Here is a 5,539-nt window from a genome sequence, read left to right as displayed (position 1 = left end):
ACCTCCTGGCGCGCGACAAGGACGGCGTGCTCTGGATGTACCTCGGCAAGGGCGACGGCACCTTCACCGGACGCACCCGCATCGGCGCCGGCTTCGGCCGCTACTCCGAACTCGTCGGCGCCGGGGACGTCGACGGCGACAAGAAGAACGACCTCCTCGCCGTCGACCCCGCCACCAGGACCACCTACGTCTTCAAGGGCACCGGACAGCGGTACACCCCGCTCGACCTGACCCGCGAGGCCACCTCCTTCTTCAAGGGCGCGGCCCGCGACCTCCACGGCTGAGCCCGGGGACGGTGGGCGGCGGGGTGACGGAGAGTCCTCCGGATCCTCCGTACGCCCCTCCGGATCCTCCGTACAACCCCGCGGAACCCTCGTGAGTCTGACCGGACACGGCACGTCCGTGTCCGGTCCTTCCTCCTGGGGGTTTCCCTTGCAGCACCGCACCGCCGGCACCCGCCTCGCCACCGCCGTCACGGCGGTCCTCGCCGCCGCGGCGCTCGGTGCCGGCACCCTCGCCCTGGCGCCGGCCGCCTCCGCGGAGGCGGCGGAGCCGGTGACGATCGAGCGGTCCGCGGTGCCCGCCACGGTCGACCTCGACAAGAACGGCGGGAGGGCGGCGATGAGCTGGACCCTGTCGCGCGCCGACGCCTACCTGACGGTCACGCTCACCCACCCGGCCAGCGGCAAGTGGTACCGGCAGTTCGTGCACTCCCCCTCCGGGGACGAGAACTTCTCCTTCGAGTGGGACGGCCTCATCGACGGCATCGACGTGCCGAACGGCCCGTGGACCCTCCACGCCGAGGCCGAGCCGAACGACGGGGCCGGGGCCGCCGACGAGGAGACCCGGCAGCTGACCGTCACCCGCGCGGCCAACCCGCACGACTACGGCAACAACGGCTCCACGGACGTCCTCGCCCGGGACGGCGCCGGCGTGCTGTGGCGCCACGACCTGCGCAACCGCCCGGTGAGCGGCCAGATCAGGACCACCCAGCGGTCCGTGGTCGGCTCCGGGTGGAACACGTACAAGCAGATCGAGGCCGTCGGGAACATCGCCGGCAGCGTCCACGGCGACCTCGTCGCCCTCGACGGCACCGGGGTGCTCTGGCACTACCTCGGCAAGGGCGACAACACCTTCGCCCTCCGCACCAGGGTCGGCTCCGGCTGGCAGGCCTACAACAAGATCACCGGCGGCTCGGACCTCACCGGCGACGGGCGGTCCGACCTGCTCGCCACCGACACCGCCGGCGTCCTGTGGTCCTACAGGGGCACCGGCGACGCCGCCAGGCCCTTCGCCGGCCGCGTGAGGATCGGCAGCGGCTGGGGCGCGTACGACCAGATCGTCGCGACCGGCAACATCGCGGGCGGCACCGGCGGCGACCTCGTCGCCCGCGACAGGGACGGCGTCCTGTGGATGTACCTGGGCAAGGGCGACGGCACCTTCACCGGCCGGATGCGGGTCGGCGGCGGCTGGCAGGCCTTCTCCCAGCTCGTCGGCGCCGGCGACGTCGACGGCGACGGCCGCCCCGACCTCGTCGCCTACGGCGCGAACGGCACGTACGTGTACAGGGCGAACGGCACGGTCTCCGGCGCCTTCACCCGCCTGACCACCAACCTGTACGCGGGCGAGGGAACGAAGTACACCGGCGTCGCCTGACGCGCGGTCATGCGAGGGGAAACGATTCCTCGCTCCCGTACAACCCTGAAGAGGGATCAGCAGTCACATCGGGCGGTACGCGAGGCACGCGTGCCGCCCCTCCCTTTCCCAGGACAGTTCCGAGGAGCACACGTGACGCCTCCGCACCCGGCCCGCCGCCGCCTCGCCGGCTCCGTCGCCGCCGTCCTCGCCACGGCCCTCGGCGCCGGCGCGCTCGCGGGGGCCCCGGCGGCCACCGCCGCCGTGTCCGCCGCGCAGGAGGCGGACGCCCCGGCCGCGTTCGCCCCCGGCCACTGGGTCCTCGGCGGCGGGAAGGAGGGCTTCTTCTCGGTCGACGGAAGGTCCTACGGGAACCAGGACCCCACCTTCGGCAGGCTGGCGTGGACGCGGTACGCGGACAACGCCCGGACCGAGTACGACATGATCGGGACGGAATCCCTGCCGGTCGTCTCCGGCGACCTCGGCGCCGTGATCCGCTTCGACGAGCGGTCCGTCCTCCTCGTCGACGCGGCCGGGGGCACCTCCACCACCGTGCCGCTCGACGCCCACACGTACACGGTCGACCCGCTGGGCATCGCCGGCGGGGGCCTCCTCGCCCACACCGGTCCCGTCGTCAAGCACTACACCGCCGGGGGCGTCCGGGTGGTCTCCGGCCTGCCGGGGAACCACGCGCACCCCACCCTGCGGGCCGTCACCGACTCCCACGCCGTGATCCTCACCGAGGACGGCGGCGCGGCCGTCTGGGCGGTCGTGGACCTGGCCGCCGCCGAGGTCGTCCGCACCCACCGCGTCCCGGCCGGGGCCGACCCGGGGTCCGTCGCGCTCTCCGACACCCGCATCGCCTGGGTCGAGTACCGGCCGGACGGCACCGCCCGGGCGGCCGTCCGCGAGCGGTCCGGCGACGCGACCACCCACGTGGAGCTCGGCGCCGCCCCCGACAAGCGCGTCCAGGTCCAGCTGATCGGCGACTGGCTGACGTACGGAAGGCCCGGCGGGCTCGACGCGACCACCCCGTCGCCACTGCACGCCCTCCACGCCCGCCGCCTCACCGGCGACCGGGCGACGGTCCGCCTCCTCGACCACTTCGAGACCGAGCGGGTCTTCGGCGACCGGAACCCGCCGAGCCCGGTGCTGCGCGGCGGCAGCCTCGCCGCCGGGGACGGCGGCGAGGGCGTCCACCGGATCGTCCTCGGCGCGGACGGCGTGCCGAAGGCCGTGCTGGAGGCGACCACCGGCGGGTCCACCGCCGTGCGCGCCCTCTCCGCCGTCCTCCCCCACCAGGGCGGGACGCTCCGCCCGGACGCCGTCCCCGGCGGCGCACCGACCCGCTTCGCCTTCACCCTCAACCGGTGCAACGTGAAGGTGGAGGTCGTCCTCCGGCACAGCTCGGGCGCGACGCTCCGCCGTACGTGGAACGCCACCGAGCACGCCGACATCGCCGACCCGTGCGCCGGGCAGCCCGTCGCCTTCGACTGGCGGCACCACCTCGACGCCGGCACCGACGGGCACGCGACCGGCGCCCCCGAGGGCGCCTACACGGCCGCCTTCACCTTCACCCCGCTCAACGGCGTCGGCCCGGCCGGACGCGTCACCGGCTCCTTCACGGTCGAACGCGCCGAGGGCCCGCACGACTTCGACCGCAACTCCGACCCGGACTTCTTCGCCCGGGACGCCGCCGGCGTCCTGTGGACCGACAGCACGGTCATGCTCCCGCGGCAGGAGCTGAACGCGCCGACGCGCCGGATCGGCGGCGGCTGGCAGGCCTACGACCGCATCGAGGGCGCCGGCCGGCAGACCCTGGTGGCCCGGGACCGCACCGGCACCCTCTGGTACTACCCGGGCGACGGACGCGGCGGCACCGGCGCGCGGAAGGCGGTCGGCGGCGGCTGGCAGGTCTACGACGAGATCGCCGGCGGGTCGGACCTCACCGGCGACGGCCGCGCCGACCTCCTCGCCACCGACGGGGCGGGCGTGCTGTGGCTCTACCGGGCCACCGGCAGCGCCACCCGGCCCTTCGACACCCGCAGGAGGATCGGCACCGGCTGGGGCGCCTACGACCAGCTCGCCGGCGTCGGCGACGTCGCCGGGGCACCCGCCGGGGACCTCGTCGCCCGCGACGGGGACGGCCGCCTCTGGCTGTACCTCGGCAAGGGCGACGGCACCTTCACCGGACGCACCCTCGTCGGCGGCGGCTGGAGCGCCTACACCGCGCTGGCCGGCGGCGGCGACGCCGACCACGACGGGAGGAACGACCTCTTCGCGTGGGACGCCCGGCAGCGGAAGACCTTCTTCTACGGCGGCACCGGCGACCGCGCCCGGCCCTTCGAGGGCCGCAGGGCGACCACCGTCCTCGGCGGCCGCGCCTACGGCCACTTCGCCTGATCCCGGATCCGGCCCCGGACCGCACCAGGAGGGCGGCGCACCCGCCGCCCTCCCGCCACAGAAAGACCCCCTCCATGCACCTCCGCCCCTCCCGGCGTCCCGCCGGCGCCTCCGTGACGACCGTCCTCGCCGTCACCCTCGGCGCCGGCGTCCTCGCCGCCCCCTCGGCGGGCGCCGCCGACGCGCCCTCCGCCCGTGACGGGGTGCTGAGGGTCGAGCCGTACTTCTCGGCCCTCGCCGCCGGCTCGACCGGCTTCCTCGGCACGACCAACCACCACACCGGGGGCGAGCGGGTCTGGGTGCGGTACGACACCGGGAAGCGCACCCCGGTCGGAGGGGCGAGGGACGTCGTCGGGGACGACCTCCTGGAGTGCACGTCGTCCGAGGCCACCGTGCGGAACATGGGCACGGGCGCCGACGGCCTGACCGTGCCCCTGGAGCGCGGCGAGCACTGTGCCGGGATGGCCGGCTCCTCGGTCTTCCTCACCACCCTGGGCACCGGCGGGCTGCGGGCGTACGACGCCGTCCACGGCAGCCGTGCCGTCACCGGCATCCCGGCCGGCGCCACGGACGTCGGGGTGCGGCCGGGCACCGCCACGCACGCGCTCCTCGTCTACGAGGCGGCGGACGGCGTCCGGCACCGGGGCACGGTCGACCTCGCCGAGATGGCCGTCGAGGACGACTACGCGGCGCCGCTCGCCTCCGCGTGGTTCACCTCGATCGCCGCCACCGACACCCGGATCGCGTGGCACGAGTACGACCCCGCCACCAAGAGGTCGACCGTGGTCGTCCACACCCGGGGCACGGCCGAGAGGAAGGTCTTCCCGGCGGGCGAGCACCCCCACGTCGCCTTCCTCGGCGACCGCCTCGTCCACGCCGACCGGAACGCCACCACGCGGCTCGCCCCCTCTCCGCTGCACGCCCTGAACGTCGTGGACCCGGAGACCGGCGCCACGACCAGGCTGCTCGACCACGTCCGGAGCGTCGCCCCCACCCCGGAGGGCGACCTGCTGGTCTCCGGCGGCGAGATCGGCACCGGCGACGGCGTCTTCCGCGTCTCCCTGGCCGCCGACGGCACGCCCGGGGCCGCCTTCCTCGCCGACAGCGGTCTTCCGGCCGAGATGGCGGAGGTGGGCGAGCCCGTGCTGCCGACCGGGACGATCGACCTCGACACGAAGTACCGCGTGCCGTTCCGGCAGTACTACAACCACATGGGCGTGAAGTTCCGTTACACCTTCACCCACGTCCGGACCGGCAGGACCTACACGGCCGTCGAGAACGGCTACTCCGGCATCGGGGACGAGCACAACACCTACGCCGACGGCATCCCGATGGGCTGGGAGTGGAACGCCCGGTTCGAGGACGGGAACGCCTCCGACCCGAAGGGGACGACGGCCGCCTTCAACGGCGCCTACACCTGGACGTCGACCGCCGAGTCGGGCGCCGGATTCGGCGCACCGGTCAAGCGCTCCGGCTCCTTCACCCTCAGCCGTGCGCCGCG

3 protein-coding genes and 1 pseudogene are annotated in these 5,539 nt (G+C 74.8%); all 4 read left to right on the top strand.

Annotation, left to right across the window (positions count from 1 at the left end):
• On the top strand, positions 1-284 hold a 284-nt coding region (locus IE287_RS38190; protein ID WP_194690230.1), incomplete at its 5' end, for an FG-GAP repeat domain-containing protein.
• A 148-nt stretch (positions 285-432) separates the two neighbouring features.
• Positions 433-1,656 (top strand): FG-GAP repeat domain-containing protein, encoded by a 1,224-nt coding sequence (locus IE287_RS00975; protein WP_229883215.1) that lies wholly within the window; start codon positions 433-435, stop codon positions 1,654-1,656.
• 132 nt (positions 1,657-1,788) lie between these two features.
• A complete protein-coding gene (locus IE287_RS00970) occupies positions 1,789-4,038 on the top strand; it encodes a VCBS repeat-containing protein (protein WP_189846931.1) in 2,250 nt (749 codons plus the stop codon).
• A gap of 74 nt (positions 4,039-4,112) precedes the next feature.
• A pseudogene (locus IE287_RS00965) lies at positions 4,113-5,539 on the top strand (hypothetical protein); the annotation flags it as partial.

The sequence above is a fragment of the Streptomyces omiyaensis genome, assembly GCF_014650895.1.
Classification (GTDB): domain Bacteria; phylum Actinomycetota; class Actinomycetes; order Streptomycetales; family Streptomycetaceae; genus Streptomyces; species Streptomyces omiyaensis.
This window is presented reverse-complemented; position numbering and strand designations above follow the sequence as displayed.